Genomic DNA, 15,294 nt, shown 5'->3' on the forward strand with positions numbered 1-15,294 from the left:
CTCTTAATTCTTCTTGTTGCGGCTGTTAGCCCAGGGATCGAACGCCGGTTCGGTGGTGTTATTTGAGGCAAGGTCATGCAGTGAATCCAGGTACAGCGCTTCAACTTCTGCCCGCGCCCAGGGCGTGCGGCGCAGAAACTTCAAACTGGATTTAACGCTTGGCTCATTTTTAAAGCAGTTGATATTAATGCGTTGCGCCAGCTCAGCCCAACCATAACGATCAACCAGTGCATTGACCTGCATTTCAAGCGTTACGCCATGTAAAGGGTCTTGAGAAATATGAGCATTCATATGAAGTCCAGTTCAGTGGTTCCAGATTTTGTCAGTAGTGCAACGGGAAGAAGGTTACAAGAAAGCGGGGCGACCAGCAATGGCATCTGTTCCTCAGGCTTTCATGATTAAGAAGTAAACATCAGCCAGACATTGCTGAAGAAAAGATCTGGATTAGATGCGTTCATTAATCTTAAGTGGGTATTTATACCTGGATTGTTACTCCAGTTTCTCTTTATTTATGTATTATCGCTGTCATTCGACTATTAAAATAAAAAAACAAAAGATCCAAATAAAACCGAAAATAACATATCCATAATGTTAACTATTAATAAAATTAAAGTAACATTTAGTAAAACATGGATATTTTGTTTTTCATGGACGAGAGTTTACATATCATGATATAATATTGCGGAAAAATTTGCAGGCTATTAATCTGCATGTAATGTAAATGAATTTCTGAGGAGACTATTCCAGTGGGACGTAAATGGGCAAATATTGTTGCTAAAAAAACTGCTAAAGACGGTGCAACGTCTAATATATATGCAAAATTCGGTGTAGAAATCTATGCTGCTGCCAAACAAGGTGAACCAGACCCAGAATCAAACTCAGCTTTAAAATTCGTTATTGAACGTGCGAAACAAGCACAGGTTCCCAAACACGTTATTGATAAAGCAATTGATAAAGCCAAAGGCGGCAGCGATGAAACGTTCGTGCAAGGGCGCTATGAAGGCTTTGGTCCAAGTGGTTCACTGATTATCGCTGAAACGTTGACGTCAAATGTTAACCGTACGATTGCTAATGTCCGCTCAATTTTCAATAAAAAAGGCGGGAATATCGGAGCGGCAGGTGCTGTCAGCTATATGTTTGACAATACCGGGGTGATTGTATTTGCAGGAACAGATCCTGACCATATTTTTGAAATTTTGCTTAATGCTGATGTAGATGTTCGCGATGTAACCGAAGAAGAGGGAAACATCGTTATTTATACTGAATCTACAGACCTTCATAAAGGAATTGCAGCCCTGAAAGCCGCTGGGATTACTGAATTCTCAACAACAGAATTAGAAATGATTGCTCAATCAGAAGTTGAACTTTCGCCAGAAGATTTAGAAATCTTTGCAGGACTCGTTGATGCCCTTGAAGATGACGATGATGTTCAAAAAGTCTATCACAACGTTGCAAACCTCTAATTATAAATAAAGGAATCTGTTATTGCGGCAGATCTTTAACTTATAAAGTTGTTACAAAAATATCTAGCCCGATACATTGATTATAAAAAAAGAAAAAATTTACGGTAGAAAATCAAAGTGACTGTCTGCTTTTGCTCAAGGCAGACAGTCATGTCCAGCAGTTTTCAGTCAGGATTAGCAGGGGGAGCTTTTCCAGGAATGAAAAAACCGCTTCCTGGCTTCCTGACTCGAAGGCGACAACAGCTCTGACCTTATCGTTTTTCATCACTGTGTACCAACCGGAACCGCCAAACTGAGAATGGCTAAAGAGGGATCTGCATTCGGGGTCATCTGACGAAAACTTTTTACCGTAGCAGATAAGGGAAGGGTAAGGATTTGATGGAACGGCGTCAGCTAAGGGGTATGAACTAAGCATTCATCAAATACTAAATTGCATTTAACATAATATACATTATGCGTACAAGCGTTGTAATGGCTCAATAGTAATGTCCGCCTGTGGCTCAATTCAGATGTCCGCGCTATGGTAAGCTTCACTGGTCCGTTTAAACTACCGGGAGGCATATCATGAGCGCAGAAAGCTCAGGAGTGTTTACTTTGAAAGAGATCAACCGGATCAAGATTATACAGGACGTCATTGAACGTCGCATCACAACGCGCCGTGCGGCCGAGCACCTCGGTATCAGCGACAGGCAATGCCGCAGACTTCTTGCCCGTTACCGTGAAGGCGGACCGCTTGGTATGGCCAGCAGACGATGTGGCATGCGTGGTAACCGCCAGTTGCCACCCGGGCTCGCAGATCAGGCTCTGGAACTGATCAAGACGCGTTATGCTGATTTCGGTCCGACTCTGGCGCGTGAAAAGCTCGAAGAACTCCACGGACTGTTTCTTGGCAAAGAAACTGTCCGGCGCATCATGGTGCGGGCTGGCTTATGGGTTCCCCGTAAACAACGTGCCGCAAGGATCCCTCAACCACGGTACCGGCGTCCGTGTACTGGTGAGCTGATACAAATAGATGGCTGTGATCACGACTGGTTTGAAGGCCGTGGCCCGGCCTGCACCGCGCTGGTCTATGTTGATGATGCAACCAGCAAACTGATGGAACTGTTGTTTGTTAAATCGGAGTCCACGTTTTCTTACTTCGAAGCCACGCGGCGCTATATCGATAAGCATGGTAAACCGCTGGCACTGTACAGCGATAAAGCCGGTGTTTTTCGTGTTAACAATAAACACGCCACAGGCGGAGACGGGCATACTCAGTTTGGGCGAGCCATGCATGAACTGAACATCCAGACTATCTGTGCAGAAACCAGTCCCGCCAAAGGGCGTGTAGAACGAGCTCACCTCACTTTACAGGATCGTCTGGTCAAAGAGCTGCGGTTACAGGGCATTTGTTCAATGGAGGCTGCAAATGACTTCGCTGAGGCCTATATGGCTGACTATAACCGCCGTTTTGGCAAAGTACCGCGACATGATTTTGACGTACACCGTGCTGTAGAACATGATGAGGACCTGGGGCTTATTTTCACTGTTCGTGAAAAACGTAAAGTCTCAAAATCGTTGACGATACAATATGATAAAATGTTGTACCTGATTGAAGACAGCGAACTGAGTCGCCGTGCAATAGGTAAATATATCGATGTGTATCACTATCCTGATGGCAGAAAAGAGCTGCGCCTGAACGGTACGCTACTTCCCTACTCTACCTACGACCGACTGTCAGAAATCGACCAGGGCGCGATTGTCGATAACAAGCGTCTTGGCCGAACCCTGGAGTTTATCAGTCTGGTGCAGAGCAAGCGGGATAACACGCGCTCTCAGTCAATTCCCGCTGGAGATGGCCCTTCCCGACGACGGCCAAAGCAGGAAGGGAAGAAATCCCAGCGCTCACTGGATAATGATGACATGCTCGAAGCACTCAAACAGCTTCAGTCACGTTCAGAGGACATTTTTGGTAAAAGAGCCCGCTGATGGTACTCACTGGCCGGACAGTGGTTGCTCACCAGTTGATATTGTCCGGCCAGACCCATGATGTATTATTCATTTCGTTCAGCATCTTTATGTCCTGCTTTTCACGGGCATACTTACCCCATAATGAATGAAAAGAACGAACAATACTGATTAACTGCTTTTTTCTTTGCTCCGGAGATAGGCTGATAAAATAGCAGCACCTGCTGTCAATATTATCCTCAATGAAATTAAAATCAGAGTCTGATGCATATTTTACTGTTAGCATAATATCATTCGACGTTGTTCTCTCAGACTCTGTTAATGCTGATTCTATCAGGTATTCAAAGGCATACATGACAGACAGCTGGTTTTTGTCTGTCTGAATATAACCCATTGAGTTTCTGAGTATTGAGGACTGTACCAGGACCAGAGGCCATAAAAGCTCAACACCATAAAGCTTATATGTATCATGTTGATCATACTGATGTTGCTCAACACGACGATTACCTTCCCGTGCTTTACGAATATCATAGGCAAGGGATAACATAAATCCGTCTTTAACTTTAATCAGTGGGCTTTCATCCACGATGTAATGAATGAGTTCATGTAATTCATTCAGGGCTTCTGAATCTCCCCACAGTATAAAACCTGCATTGTTCGGCGTTAACTCGTATCGAAGCATGGGCTCAATCATCCTGTTGTTTCAGTCGGAGGAAAGTCTATCAGTAAAGAGAATGAGAGATCAAAGTGGTCATTTTAATTGAGCTGGATAACGGACATTTCAATTGAGCCTTGACAAGCGTTGTAATGGCTCAATAGTAATGTCCGCCTGTGGCTCAATTCAGATGTCCGCGCTATGGTAAGCTTCACTGGTCCGTTTAAACTACCGGGAGGCATATCATGAGCGCAGAAAGCTCAGGAGTGTTTACTTTGAAAGAGATCAACCGGATCAAGATTATACAGGACGTCATTGAACGTCGCATCACAACGCGCCGTGCGGCCGAGCACCTCGGTATCAGCGACAGGCAATGCCGCAGACTTCTTGCCCGTTACCGTGAAGGCGGACCGCTTGGTATGGCCAGCAGACGATGTGGCATGCGTGGTAACCGCCAGTTGCCACCCGGGCTCGCAGATCAGGCTCTGGAACTGATCAAGACGCGTTATGCTGATTTCGGTCCGACTCTGGCGCGTGAAAAGCTCGAAGAACTCCACGGACTGTTTCTTGGCAAAGAAACTGTCCGGCGCATCATGGTGCGGGCTGGCTTATGGGTTCCCCGTAAACAACGTGCCGCAAGGATCCCTCAACCACGGTACCGGCGTCCGTGTACTGGTGAGCTGATACAAATAGATGGCTGTGATCACGACTGGTTTGAAGGCCGTGGCCCGGCCTGCACCGCGCTGGTCTATGTTGATGATGCAACCAGCAAACTGATGGAACTGTTGTTTGTTAAATCGGAGTCCACGTTTTCTTACTTCGAAGCCACGCGGCGCTATATCGATAAGCATGGTAAACCGCTGGCACTGTACAGCGATAAAGCCGGTGTTTTTCGTGTTAACAATAAACACGCCACAGGCGGAGACGGGCATACTCAGTTTGGGCGAGCCATGCATGAACTGAACATCCAGACTATCTGTGCAGAAACCAGTCCCGCCAAAGGGCGTGTAGAACGAGCTCACCTCACTTTACAGGATCGTCTGGTCAAAGAGCTGCGGTTACAGGGCATTTGTTCAATGGAGGCTGCAAATGACTTCGCTGAGGCCTATATGGCTGACTATAACCGCCGTTTTGGCAAAGTACCGCGACATGATTTTGACGTACACCGTGCTGTAGAACATGATGAGGACCTGGGGCTTATTTTCACTGTTCGTGAAAAACGTAAAGTCTCAAAATCGTTGACGATACAATATGATAAAATGTTGTACCTGATTGAAGACAGCGAACTGAGTCGCCGTGCAATAGGTAAATATATCGATGTGTATCACTATCCTGATGGCAGAAAAGAGCTGCGCCTGAACGGTACGCTACTTCCCTACTCTACCTACGACCGACTGTCAGAAATCGACCAGGGCGCGATTGTCGATAACAAGCGTCTTGGCCGAACCCTGGAGTTTATCAGTCTGGTGCAGAGCAAGCGGGATAACACGCGCTCTCAGTCAATTCCCGCTGGAGATGGCCCTTCCCGACGACGGCCAAAGCAGGAAGGGAAGAAATCCCAGCGCTCACTGGATAATGATGACATGCTCGAAGCACTCAAACAGCTTCAGTCACGTTCAGAGGACATTTTTGGTAAAAGAGCCCGCTGATGGTACTCACTGGCCGGACAGTGGTTGCTCACCAGTTGATATTGTCCGGCCAGACCCATGATGTATTATTCATTTCGTTCAGCATCTTTATGTCCTGCTTTTCACGGGCATACTTACCCCATAATGAATGAAAAGAACGAACAATACTGATTAACTGCTTTTTTCTTTGCTCCGGAGATAGGCTGATAAAATAGCAGCACCTGCTGTCAATATTATCCTCAATGAAATTAAAATCAGAGTCTGATGCATATTTTACTGTTAGCATAATATCATTCGACGTTGTTCTCTCAGACTCTGTTAATGCTGATTCTATCAGGTATTCAAAGGCATACATGACAGACAGCTGGTTTTTGTCTGTCTGAATATAACCCATTGAGTTTCTGAGTATTGAGGACTGTACCAGGACCAGAGGCCATAAAAGCTCAACACCATAAAGCTTATATGTATCATGTTGATCATACTGATGTTGCTCAACACGACGATTACCTTCCCGTGCTTTACGAATATCATAGGCAAGGGATAACATAAATCCGTCTTTAACTTTAATCAGTGGGCTTTCATCCACGATGTAATGAATGAGTTCATGTAATTCATTCAGGGCTTCTGAATCTCCCCACAGTATAAAACCTGCATTGTTCGGCGTTAACTCGTATCGAAGCATGGGCTCAATCATCCTGTTGTTTCAGTCGGAGGAAAGTCTATCAGTAAAGAGAATGAGAGATCAAAGTGGTCATTTTAATTGAGCTGGATAACGGACATTTCAATTGAGCCTTGACAAGCGTTGAATAAGGTAGAATCTGAAGCTTTATGGTAATCCTTGTGCTGCTCGATAATGATGGCCAAACCTCTTTTCAAATGCCGTTACCAGCGCTAACCATTTTCGACCTGTGCCGCATCACTCACTGAACATCAAAATCGATAACTGTATTTCACGCAGGCAAACCACAAACATGCCAATCTGTCTTCCTGGCATATTTCTGCCCTTATCCTTCATTATCATATAATCTTCTAAATGAAATGGCTCACCGGCAAGGACTTATGCGGTCCTTTCTGCCTTTTTCTCTCATACTGGAGATTCATTCATGGCTGACTGGAACCCTTCGCTTTATCTGCAATATGAAACTGAACGTTCAAGACCCGCAGCGGAATTACTCAACAGAGTGGCGTTAGAGAGTGTTCGTTCAGTTGTTGATCTCGGCTGTGGTCCGGGAAACAGCACGGCATTACTGCATCAGCGCTGGCCTTCGGCTGTAATAACCGGGGTTGATTCCTCACCCGCCATGCTGAATGAAGCGCGCAACGCATTACCGCAATGCCATTTTATTGAAGCGGATATCAGTCAGTTCCAGCCCGAGCATCCTGTGGATCTGCTTTACGCAAATGCGTCTTTACAATGGGTACCCGATCACTATGAACTATTGCCGAACCTGGTATCGCTACTGGGTCGCAACGGCGTTCTGGCCGTACAAATGCCGGATAACTGGCTGGAACCCACGCATGTTCTGATGCGCGAAGTGGCTTATGAACAGGGTTTCCCGGACCGGGGTCGTGCGCCACTTCCTGGCGTACATGCCTACTATGATATTTTGACCGAAACTGGCTGTGAGGTGGATATCTGGCGCACCACGTATTATCACATTATGGATTCTCATCAAGCAATTATCGACTGGGTAAGTTCTACAGGCCTGCGCCCCTGGTTACAGGATTTGAGAGAAAGCGAGCAACGTCAGTATCTGGCGCGCTACCACGAACTACTTCAGGAGCAATATCCACTGCAGGAAAATGGCAAAATTTTACTGGCATTTCCCCGATTGTTTATTGTTGCGCGCCGCAATAATTAAGCATTTATCATCAGATAGATCACAGGAATAGAGGATCGCCTATGAGCGCCCTCGCCTTTTTAACATAAGGATCTAGTGACAATGCGAGGCATCTGCTAGTGTCTTGCCACGTGTTTCCGACGGGAGTCGTTATGTCTAAAGTCTACATTGGTGGGTGTCTTTGTGGTTCGATCCGCTTCACGGCCAGCAGTCCTAATAATTCCCATACCTGTTCCTGCGATATATGCCGGAAACATACGGGCGCACCGACCGTCGTCTGGATTGAATTTGATGCGAAAAATGTGGAATGGACGGGAAAAGCCGGAAAACCGACAACCTGGCGCTCGTCAGAAACGAGTTGTCGAGCCTTTTGCCCTCATTGCGGCAGTTCCGTGGGCGCTATTGATGACGCCCCGGTAATTGCGCTTTTAGCCGGGGCTTTTGATGACCCTAACGATGAAGACCTGGCGCCAGAGTTTCATTCGTTTTCCGATATGCAGCCAGCCTGGTGGCAAAACGAACGTAACTAAGTTAGTTGGTAATGCTTATCAGGCATGTGTTTTGCTGGCACATTTGTTTCATCGTTCATCTGCAGCAAATCGATTTCAATCGCATTGCAAATCGCATCCAGCGGCAGGTCATTGTTCTCTGTGCCAAACGGATCTTCAAGCTCTTCTGCAAGCGTGTCGAGCGAGATAAAAGTATAGGAAATAAGCACCGAGATAAACGGTGTCATGTAGTGCAGATCCACCACTAACGCGAATGGTAGCATGATACAAAACAGGTATACCGTGCGATGAAGGATCAAAGTATAAGCAAACGGGACCGGTGTATTCGCAATCCGCTCACAACCAGCCAGTACCGCAGACATATCGCTTAACCTATTGTTTAAACTATGAAATAATATGTCTGACAGTTGACCATTACGCCTGCGCACGGCCAACCACTCTCCCATTAACAACAAAATGCGGTTTGCTGGAGATTGTGAGGCAAATACCGTCTGCAGATCTTTCTCGCTGAGGTACTTCGCCAACGGCTCTGCCTGTGGCTTTCGACGTAAAGTCATGCGTAAACAGTGGGCAAACGCGATTTGCAGACGAACAAACTGCCCTAATTCGGCGTCGTCCGGTAAGGTGGTTTTTACCTCACGCAGTAGCGATCGGGAAGCAATCATCAACTGCCCCCACAGGTGTCGGGCCTCAACGTAACGTGAATAACAGGCGTTATTGCGAAAACCTAAAAAGATTGCAATCGCCACGCCGAGAATGCTGAATGGCGCCAGCGTGAATTTGATTCCCAGCATCGTATACCACGGAAGCATGATAATAACGGCGATGGAGAGCAGGAAGTTCAGCAGCAGTCGTGAAAAGATTTTGGATAATACTGACCCATGCCAGACGAATATCAGGCGTAGCCAGTGTTGTTGGGGGCGAACGATCATGGTTTTCTTCGGGAAAATGTGAAATCCATCACATTAGACGCGATCATGATCAATGTTGCAAGTTAATCGCAACATTAACTAAACAACGTTTGCGCTGCCAGAACCACCGCGCACCGGAGTTACAGAACGGTGTAGTCATTAATAAACAATAGTATGTTGTAACTAAATAATGTTCTATAAAAAACCCGGCCTGAGCCGGGTTGTCTTCTTAGCACAATGGCTTAACGGCTTCACGCATGCCTTTGGCCAGAATGGTATCCAGATCGGCAGAAACCTGCTCCACGAGTCCGGAAACCTGAGTCAGATCCTGTTCCCAGTGTTCTTTAACGCCCAGTACCGATTTGACTAACTCGTCGGTGCTTATCTGGCGGTCATGATGCTGGGACCACAGCTGTTGAAAACGTGCCACCCAGTGCGCATCATCCTGGACCGGATAAGCCTCACCGTTACGCTCTCCACGATAGAAAGCAATCAGCGCGGCAAGCGCAAACGTCAGGCGCGCCGGCAGTTTACCGCTAGCCTGTTGCCCTGCCAGCAGCTGCGGCAAAATACGGGTACGGAATTTAGTCATGCCGTTCAGGGCAATCGACAGCAACTGATGCTTGATGTACGGATTGCAGAATCGACCGGTCACCGCACTGGCGAAAGACGCCAGCTCATCGCGGGGTAAATCCAGTACCGGGATGATCTCTTCATAAATCGCTTTTTCAACGAAGGCGCAAATCTCTGCGTCATTCATCGCCTCCCCCACGGTGTCCAACCCTGCCAGCCAGGCAACGGGAACCAGTGCGGTGTGTGCGCCGTTGAGAATCGCCACTTTTCGTTCTTTGTACGGTTTGATGTCATCAACAATCAGGACATTGAGCGGATACTTATCCAGACGCAGTTCTGCAGCTAATGACTTCGGTCCCTGAATAACGAACAGATAGAAGTGTTCTGCAGTGTCGAGGAAGGCATCGTGATAGCCCAACTCAGCTTCCAGTTTCTCCACTTCGTCACGCGGATAACCGGTAACAATGCGGTCCACCAGCGTGGAGCAAAATGCGTTGGCCTGATCCAGCCACTGAATAAATGCCTCCGGCAACGCCCACTCCTGAGCATAGCGCAGGACCAGTTCACGCAGCTCATCACCATTGTAATCAATCAGTTCGCAAGGAATGATAATCCAGCCTTTATCCGACGCGCCATTAAAATGGCTGAAGCGTTCGAACAACAGTCGGGTCAGTTTAGCCGGATAACTCACCGCCGGTGCATCCTCAAACTTATCGCCCGCGTGGTAGCTGATGCCCGCTTCAGTCGTGTTGGAGAACACAAAACGCATATCTGGATTATGCGCCAGCTTCAGGAACTCATCGTATTCGCTATAGACGCTGATTTCGCGGTTAACCGAACGGATCAAACGGGCATCGCTTACGGCCTCGCCCTTCTCATTCAAACCACGAATGATGGTGGTATAGAGACCATCCTGCGTACTCAGAGATGGCGGGAAGGTACTTTCGATAGGACGAACAATGACTACACCAGCGTTCAGATCGGTATGTTCGTTCAGCAAATCGACTTGCCAGTCAACAAAGGCGCGCAGGAAGTTTCCTTCACCAAACTGAATAATGCGTTCAGGATACTGAGCACCGGGGAAATCGCGACGATTTAGTGTTTGCACAATGGGTTCCCTTTTTAATTAGTCATACAACCTGATTGAATTGGTCCAATAGGTTAGCAAACTTTAATACATTGAAACCCTGTTTTGATCAATCCCCGGCGACAAATTAGAGAGTTTTGTAGAAAAGTGTGGTCCCGGTCAGCTTCCCGTCAGGCATTTTTGCATAGTCCGGTATCACCCCTACTTTTTGCCATCCACAATTGTGGTAGAACAACTCAGCGTCACTCCCCGTCGCTGTATCAAGCACCAGCAGCGTTTTCCCTTGCTGACGCGCGCAGTTTTCGAGTTCGTTCATCAACGTCCGGGCAACACCACCGCGCCGCGCTGAGGGGTGAACCAGCAGCTTGGCGACATCAGCACGATGAGGTTGGTTTTCGGGTTGATCGATAATTAGCTGGACGGTACCGACAAGCACCCCCTGTGCGTTCTGTGTACCCAGAACAATCCTTTCTCCACGGTCAACGCTTTGCGCGACACTTATCCAGAAAGGCCGTGATTTATCACCACTAAAAGGGAGCATAAAGCTGACAGAGGCGCCATCATTGACGCATGTTTCAAGGATGTCGCTGAATTCATCGATTCTCGACAGAATCTGGGCCGCGCTCAGCACAAAGCAGGGTTTACAGGAAGCCATTTTTTTTCTCCTTAGAATGACCCCTTCATACTGCTTTTAACAATTGCACAACACAAGGAGTCATATCATAGGATTATGTTATCTATGGCTTGTTCATCTGGATCACTAGCCAGTGATAGATAACCGTGACAACGTAACGCTGCTGTTCATCGTTTAACGCCACACCCTGAGGGATATCATGCCATTTCGCCAGACATCCCCGACAACAGGTCGCCGTGGCATGTTGAGCAATAAATACCGGATGCCCGCGCATAGGTGTCTGCTTACCGTCATTGGCAGGAAACGCGGGCGCCAGCCGTTTGGCAATAAAATCCGTGGCGTGTTGTTCGATAACCGGCGCGCCTTTATCCAGACAATACTGCCTTTCTTTCTGGCCAAGGCGAAACCGCGAGCGAAACGTTGATTTCGCCAGCCGGGCAAAAAGAGGATCGAGCGTGTTCATCAGTAAACCGAGCGCCCCAGTTGTTGCGTTAATTGCTCCAGCACGGCGATACCCGCCAGCGAATTTCCCGCCGCATCCAGTTCCGGACTCCAGACGGCAATCGCCATCTCGTGAGGCACGATAGCCACGATACCGCCCCCCACACCAGATTTCGCCGGTAAGCCCACTCGCCAGGCAAATTCCCCTGCGTTCTGATACATGCCACTGGTCGCCATCAGCGCGTTGATCTGCCGGGCCTGCATGGGCGTCACCACGGGCTCAGCAAGATGAAAAGCATGTCCCTGATTCGCCAGAAAGACGAACGTGCGCGCCAGCTCCACACAGCTCATTTTCAGTGCGCAGTAGTGAAAGTAATTTTGCAAAACGGTGGTCACGTCATGGTGAAAATTGCCAAAGGACTTCATTAGCCAGGCAATAGCCGCGTTACGCGCCGAGTGCTCAAACTCAGAACGCGCCACCGTCGCATCATAGGCGATATCCGAAACGCCGCTTAGCGCCCGTACCACTTCCAGCATCCGTTGACGCGGTGCGCTCAGACGTCCTTGCAGCATATCGCAAACCACCAGCGCCCCGGCGTTGATAAAGGGATTGCGTGGGATCCCTTGCTCCATTTCCAGCTGCACCAGGGAGTTAAAAGGATGACCGGAAGGATCCTTGCCGACACGTTGCCAGATCTCATCTTCCTGATAGTGACGCATCGCCACGACCAGACTGAGCACCTTTGAAATTGACTGAATAGAAAAGCGCTCTTGCGCATCCCCCGCCTGATAGTGCTGTCCATCGACGGTGCAAATAGCAATACCCAGTTTTGAACCGTCGACAGAAGCTAAGGCAGGAATGTAATCAGCGACTTTACCCTGACCAATCAGCGGACGAACCTGCTGCACAATGGTCTCTAAAATTGAATTGTCCATGGCCCTGGCCACAACATGCTCCTTGCTCGCAGGTATGAAAGGCCTGCGAGTATAACAGAGCTGAATACGCAGCGTCAGGCCGGAAGGCGGAATCTGCCCACGGTCTGCATGAGCGGGTGAGATTCATGCCGTAGACAGAAACATTGCAGAATTAAGGCCGGTGCCCCCGTCGGAGGCACCCACACCATCAGAGGCGGTTTTTCCAGACGGTCTGTACATTACAAAACTCATGCAGACCAAAGTGTGAAAGCTCGCGGCCAAAACCACTTTTCTTCACGCCGCCAAAAGCAACGCGGGCATCGCTGGCGCTGTAACCATTGATAAATACGCCCCCACACTCCAGGCGTGACGCCATCTTCTGCGCCAGAGCTTCATCCGCGGTGAACACCGTGGCTGATAAGCCGAAATCACTGTCATTAGCCAGCGCTAAAGCATGTTCCGCATTCTTTGCAACGGTAATCGCTGCAACCGGGCCAAACAGCTCCTGACGAAAAGCCGTCATCTCCGGGGTGACATCCCCCAGAACCGTCACGGCATAGTAATTGCCCTGACCCGCGATTTTTTCCCCGCCGAGAAGTAACCGCGCGCCTTCGGCAAGGGTGGCTTCGACCTGCTGATGCAGCTCATCGCGCAGATCAAATCTTGCCATCGGACCCAGATCGTTTTCTTCGTTCAGCGGGTCGCCCATTTTGAGCGCGCTCGCGGCCGCCACAAAACGAGCCGTAAATTCTGGCGCAATTCCTTCTTCGATAATAAAGCGCTTTGCTGCCGCACAAACCTGCCCAGTATTCTGATAACGACCGGCGACCGCCGCCTTAACGGCCAGATCGAGGTCAGCATCATTAAGGACAATAAACGGATCGGAACCCCCCAGTTCAAGCACACATTTTTTCAGCGCCGCCCCCGCCTGAGCACCAATCGCCGCACCAGCTCGAACGCTGCCCGTCACCGTTACCGCCGCGATACGCGGGTCATTGATCATCTGACTTACCCCGGCGTTATCGGCATTCACCCAACCATAAACACCCGCGGGAACGCCCGCATCAGCAAAAACCTGCGCGATAATCGCAGCACAGCCGGTTACGTTTGGCGCATGCTTTAACAGATAGCCATTTCCGGCCAGCAGAATTGGAATGGCGCCGCGAAGTACCTGCCAGAGCGGGAAGTTCCACGGCATGATCGCCAAAATAGTTCCAACGGGGCGATACTCAATCACCGCCTGGTTGTTCTCCACCAGCGTAGGTTCCGGGTTGAGCATCGCCGGTCCATGTTCGGCGTACCAGTCACACAATGCGGCTGATTTGGCAACTTCACCACGCGCCTGCTTGATGGGTTTCCCCATTTCACGTGAGATACACTGCGCCATCTCTTCCGCGCGATGACGCAGAGCCTGCCCGATATGACGCAGCGTTTGCGCACGGTGCTCAACGGCAGTGTGTTTCCATTCACTGTAGCCATTCGCGGCAAGGCTCAGCGCATGTGCAATCTCTTCAGTACTGGCCCACGGCATTGCCGCCAACCTTTCACCGTTGGTAGGGTTAACGGAAATCGCATGTGTTGCTGCTGTGATAGTCATAAGTGCCTCTCTTTATCGCAGGGTATGGTCATATCATGCGCATATTTACTCTTTCTGAAAAATGAATAATATTAACCACACCATTCACGAACAGAGAATATTATGGATCTGACGCAACTGGAAATGTTCAACGCCGTCGCGGAGACAGGCAGTATTACGCAGGCCGCCGCGAAGGTGCATCGCGTGCCATCCAATCTCACCACCCGTATTCGCCAGCTTGAAGCCGACCTTGGCGTCGATCTGTTTATTCGTGAAAATCAGCGTTTGCGGCTTTCCCCGTCCGGGCACAATTTTTTACGCTACAGCCAGCGGATCCTCGCCCTGGTTGACGAGGCGAGAATGGTCGTCGCCGGCGATGAACCGCAGGGGTTGTTCTCTCTTGGCTCGCTCGAAAGTACTGCCGCTGTGCGGATCCCCGCCACGCTGGCTGAATATAATCAGCGTTACCCCAAAATTCAGTTTGCGCTGGCGACAGGTCCTTCAGGCACGATGCTGGACGGCGTGCTCGACGGGACGCTGAACGCCGCCTTTGTCGACGGCCCAATTACTCATCCAGGTCTTGAAGGAATGCCGGTCTACCTTGAAGAGATGATGATAGTCACTCCGCACGGTCATCCCCCTATCCAGCGGGCCAGCGACGTTAACGGTTGCAGCATTTACGCCTTTCGCGCCAACTGTTCCTATCGTCGCCATTTTGAAAGCTGGTTTCATGCCGATCGCGCAATGCCCGGCACCATTCATGAAATGGAGTCGTATCACGGCATGCTGGCTTGCGTCATTGCCGGTGCGGGTATCGCGCTGATCCCGCGTTCGATGCTGGAGAGCATGCCAGGACACCATCAGGTCCACGCCTGGCCGCTAAGCGAAAACTGGCGCTGGCTGAATACGTGGCTGGTCTGGCGCAGAGGGGCAATGACGAGGCAACTGGAAGCGTTTATTGAGGTATTGAACCCTCAGTTGTCGAAAAGCACGGAATAATTCGCGATTCTCAAACAACGCCATAAATAGCGTTCCGGGTGAATTCTCACGCCTGGAATTTCATTAATAATGAAACAGTTAAAATTACGCGAAATGTTCGGCAGTCAATTTTGCC

At 49.1% G+C, this 15,294-nt stretch carries 15 protein-coding genes; 6 read left to right on the forward strand and 9 right to left on the reverse strand.

Going from position 1 to position 15,294, the window contains the following annotated elements; all coding sequences use genetic code 11:
* Positions 1 to 3: 3 nt before the first annotated feature.
* Positions 4 to 291: a VF530 family protein gene (locus HV037_RS12520; RefSeq protein WP_103283822.1), complete on the reverse strand. Its 288-nt coding sequence runs from the start codon at positions 289 to 291 to the stop codon at positions 4 to 6.
* Positions 292 to 746: 455 nt separating this feature from the next.
* Between HV037_RS12520 and HV037_RS12525 the strand changes: the two genes are divergently transcribed.
* On the forward strand, positions 747 to 1,463 hold the full coding sequence (locus HV037_RS12525; protein ID WP_016153084.1) for a YebC/PmpR family DNA-binding transcriptional regulator: 717 nt from the start codon (positions 747 to 749) through the stop codon (positions 1,461 to 1,463).
* A gap of 564 nt (positions 1,464 to 2,027) precedes the next feature.
* Entirely contained in the window at positions 2,028 to 3,431 is a 1,404-nt protein-coding gene (locus HV037_RS12530; protein ID WP_001567368.1) for an ISNCY-like element ISKpn21 family transposase, read from the forward strand.
* 28 nt (positions 3,432 to 3,459) lie between these two features.
* Here HV037_RS12530 and HV037_RS12535 read toward each other — a convergent pair whose 3' ends face one another.
* A complete protein-coding gene (locus HV037_RS12535; protein WP_001567369.1) occupies positions 3,460 to 4,092 on the reverse strand; it encodes a hypothetical protein in 633 nt (210 codons plus the stop codon).
* A gap of 218 nt (positions 4,093 to 4,310) precedes the next feature.
* On the opposite strand from HV037_RS12535, the gene HV037_RS12540 reads away from it, so the two are divergent.
* Entirely contained in the window at positions 4,311 to 5,714 is a 1,404-nt protein-coding gene (locus tag HV037_RS12540; protein WP_001567368.1) for an ISNCY-like element ISKpn21 family transposase, read from the forward strand.
* Positions 5,715 to 5,742: 28 nt separating this feature from the next.
* Here HV037_RS12540 and HV037_RS12545 read toward each other — a convergent pair whose 3' ends face one another.
* Complete coding sequence (locus HV037_RS12545) at positions 5,743 to 6,375, reverse strand: hypothetical protein (RefSeq protein ID WP_001567369.1); 633 nt, start codon at positions 6,373 to 6,375, stop codon at positions 5,743 to 5,745.
* Positions 6,376 to 6,796: 421 nt separating this feature from the next.
* Between HV037_RS12545 and tam the strand changes: the two genes are divergently transcribed.
* Both tam and HV037_RS12555 read left to right on the forward strand, forming a co-directional pair.
* On the forward strand, positions 6,797 to 7,555 hold the full coding sequence (gene tam, locus HV037_RS12550; protein WP_016157955.1) for a trans-aconitate 2-methyltransferase: 759 nt from the start codon (positions 6,797 to 6,799) through the stop codon (positions 7,553 to 7,555).
* A 131-nt stretch (positions 7,556 to 7,686) separates the two neighbouring features.
* Complete coding sequence (locus tag HV037_RS12555) at positions 7,687 to 8,064, forward strand: GFA family protein (RefSeq protein WP_049042177.1); 378 nt, start codon at positions 7,687 to 7,689, stop codon at positions 8,062 to 8,064.
* Here the strand turns inward: HV037_RS12555 and HV037_RS12560 are convergent.
* The 6 genes from HV037_RS12560 to sad form a co-directional block, all read right to left on the reverse strand.
* On the reverse strand, positions 8,061 to 8,975 hold the full coding sequence (locus HV037_RS12560) for a bestrophin family protein (RefSeq protein WP_103283823.1): 915 nt from the start codon (positions 8,973 to 8,975) through the stop codon (positions 8,061 to 8,063). The genes HV037_RS12555 and HV037_RS12560 overlap by 4 nt on opposite strands.
* Before the next feature lie 208 nt (positions 8,976 to 9,183).
* On the reverse strand, positions 9,184 to 10,635 hold the full coding sequence (locus HV037_RS12565; RefSeq protein WP_103283824.1) for a tagaturonate reductase: 1,452 nt from the start codon (positions 10,633 to 10,635) through the stop codon (positions 9,184 to 9,186).
* Positions 10,636 to 10,741: 106 nt separating this feature from the next.
* Positions 10,742 to 11,269, reverse strand: a complete 528-nt coding sequence (locus HV037_RS12570; RefSeq protein WP_016153079.1) for a GNAT family N-acetyltransferase — start codon at positions 11,267 to 11,269, stop codon at positions 10,742 to 10,744.
* Between the two features lie 82 nt (positions 11,270 to 11,351).
* Complete coding sequence (locus HV037_RS12575; RefSeq protein WP_016153078.1) at positions 11,352 to 11,711, reverse strand: DUF4186 domain-containing protein; 360 nt, start codon at positions 11,709 to 11,711, stop codon at positions 11,352 to 11,354.
* Positions 11,711 to 12,637, reverse strand: coding sequence for a glutaminase B (gene glsB / locus HV037_RS12580; RefSeq protein ID WP_016153077.1), 927 nt, complete (start codon positions 12,635 to 12,637; stop codon positions 11,711 to 11,713). Before glsB ends, HV037_RS12575 begins: the two co-directional genes overlap by 1 nt.
* Before the next feature lie 175 nt (positions 12,638 to 12,812).
* The gene (sad, locus tag HV037_RS12585; RefSeq protein ID WP_016156487.1) at positions 12,813 to 14,201 is read right to left on the reverse strand and encodes a succinate-semialdehyde dehydrogenase; all 1,389 of its coding nucleotides are present in this window, start codon (positions 14,199 to 14,201) and stop codon (positions 12,813 to 12,815) included.
* A gap of 102 nt (positions 14,202 to 14,303) precedes the next feature.
* Between sad and HV037_RS12590 the strand changes: the two genes are divergently transcribed.
* Positions 14,304 to 15,179, forward strand: a complete 876-nt coding sequence (locus HV037_RS12590) for a LysR family transcriptional regulator (RefSeq protein WP_103283825.1) — start codon at positions 14,304 to 14,306, stop codon at positions 15,177 to 15,179.
* Positions 15,180 to 15,294: the final 115 nt, after the last annotated feature.

It is taken from the genome of Citrobacter sp. RHBSTW-00017 (assembly GCF_013797615.1).
Taxonomy (GTDB): Bacteria; Pseudomonadota; Gammaproteobacteria; order Enterobacterales; family Enterobacteriaceae; genus Citrobacter; species Citrobacter braakii.

Coding starts and splice junctions, on each gene's coding strand:
- HV037_RS12590 (WP_103283825.1), top strand. CDS start 14,304: ATGGATCTGACGCAACTGGAAATGTTCAACGCCGTCGCGGAGACAGGC.
- HV037_RS12540 (WP_001567368.1), top strand. CDS start 4,311: ATGAGCGCAGAAAGCTCAGGAGTGTTTACTTTGAAAGAGATCAACCGG.
- sad (WP_016156487.1), bottom strand. CDS start 14,201: ATGACTATCACAGCAGCAACACATGCGATTTCCGTTAACCCTACCAAC.
- tam (WP_016157955.1), top strand. CDS start 6,797: ATGGCTGACTGGAACCCTTCGCTTTATCTGCAATATGAAACTGAACGT.
- HV037_RS12555 (WP_049042177.1), top strand. CDS start 7,687: ATGTCTAAAGTCTACATTGGTGGGTGTCTTTGTGGTTCGATCCGCTTC.
- HV037_RS12545 (WP_001567369.1), bottom strand. CDS start 6,375: ATGCTTCGATACGAGTTAACGCCGAACAATGCAGGTTTTATACTGTGG.
- HV037_RS12575 (WP_016153078.1), bottom strand. CDS start 11,711: ATGAACACGCTCGATCCTCTTTTTGCCCGGCTGGCGAAATCAACGTTT.
- HV037_RS12535 (WP_001567369.1), bottom strand. CDS start 4,092: ATGCTTCGATACGAGTTAACGCCGAACAATGCAGGTTTTATACTGTGG.
- HV037_RS12530 (WP_001567368.1), top strand. CDS start 2,028: ATGAGCGCAGAAAGCTCAGGAGTGTTTACTTTGAAAGAGATCAACCGG.
- HV037_RS12560 (WP_103283823.1), bottom strand. CDS start 8,975: ATGATCGTTCGCCCCCAACAACACTGGCTACGCCTGATATTCGTCTGG.
- HV037_RS12520 (WP_103283822.1), bottom strand. CDS start 291: ATGAATGCTCATATTTCTCAAGACCCTTTACATGGCGTAACGCTTGAA.
- HV037_RS12570 (WP_016153079.1), bottom strand. CDS start 11,269: ATGGCTTCCTGTAAACCCTGCTTTGTGCTGAGCGCGGCCCAGATTCTG.